This window comes from Streptomyces sp. NPDC043896, from assembly GCF_056435605.1.
In genome coordinates this window covers 1-1,071 of sequence record NZ_JBWKEE010000059.1, presented here as the reverse complement: position 1 = coordinate 1,071, position 1,071 = coordinate 1, and the positions used below count along the sequence as shown (strand labels likewise).

The following is a 1,071-nucleotide window of genomic DNA, read 5'->3' as shown; positions in this document are numbered from 1 at the left end:
TGTATTGCCCAGTGAGGTTGGGGACGCGGCTGGCGGGTGGTTTGCCTGCGAGCGCGGTGTGTCCGCGGTGGTGATTGTAGGTGTGCAGCCACTTCGGGAACGCGTCGCGTCGTTCCTGTTCTGAGTGGTAGGGCTTCGCGTAGGCCCATTCGTCCAGGAGGGTGCGGTTGAGGCGTTCGACCTTGCCGTTGGTTTGGGGGCGGTAGGGCCGGGTTCGCTTGTGGGTGATCCCGGCCGCCACCAGCACATCGCGCCAGGTGTGGGACTTGTAGCAGGCGCCGTTGTCGGTCATCACGCGTTCGACGGTGATCCCGACGCTGGTGAAGTAGGCGTGTGCCCGCTGCCAGAAGGCGGTGGCGGTTTCCTTCTTCTCGTCGGCGTGGATCTCGCTGTAGGCGAGGCGGGAGTGGTCGTCGACGGCGGTGTGGATGTACTGGTAGCCGGCCCCGGACTTCCTCTTGCGGCCGGCCTGGCGGCCGAGCACCTTGTGGCCGCCGCCGTCGGGGATGTTCCCGAGCTTTTTGATGTCGACGTGGACGAGCTCGCCGGGCTTGTCGCGTTCGTAGCGGCGTATGACGTGGCCGGTGGCCCGGTCCAGACAGGCCAGGCGGGCGAGCCCGAAGCGGGTCAGCACGCGGTGCACGGTGGAGGCGGGCAGGCGCAGTAGGCCCGCGATGCGGGCGGGTCCCCAGCGGCGGGCGAGGCGGACCTTGATGATCCGGCGTTCGGTGCGGGTGGGGGTGCGTCGGGGGCTGTGGTGCGGGCGGGAGGACCGGTCGCTCATTGCGGCCCGGCCCATGGCCCGGTAGCGAGTGGCCCACCGCTGGGCGGTGGTGGGCGAGACCTGGAAGCGTTCGGCGGCCCGGCGAAGGGGCCAGCCGTCCTCGACCACGCAGCGGGCCAGGCGCAGGCGGCCGGTCTCGGTCAGGGGTGCATTACGGTGGGGCATGAGGGCCTTCTGCTGGTCGGTGTAGACGTCGCAATCCACACCGAACCCGGAAGGCCCTCACCCGTTCAAGATCCCTCAGCCGAGACCTGCATCACCCGTCCACAACCTCCCGGGACAGAACA

1 protein-coding gene is annotated in these 1,071 nt (G+C 69.2%); it reads right to left on the bottom strand.

The window, feature by feature from the left end:
* Positions 1-949, bottom strand: a 949-nt coding sequence (locus AC069X_RS37395; RefSeq protein ID WP_478736078.1) for an IS481 family transposase, incomplete at its 3' end; no start/stop codon positions are given.
* Positions 950-1,071: the final 122 nt, after the last annotated feature.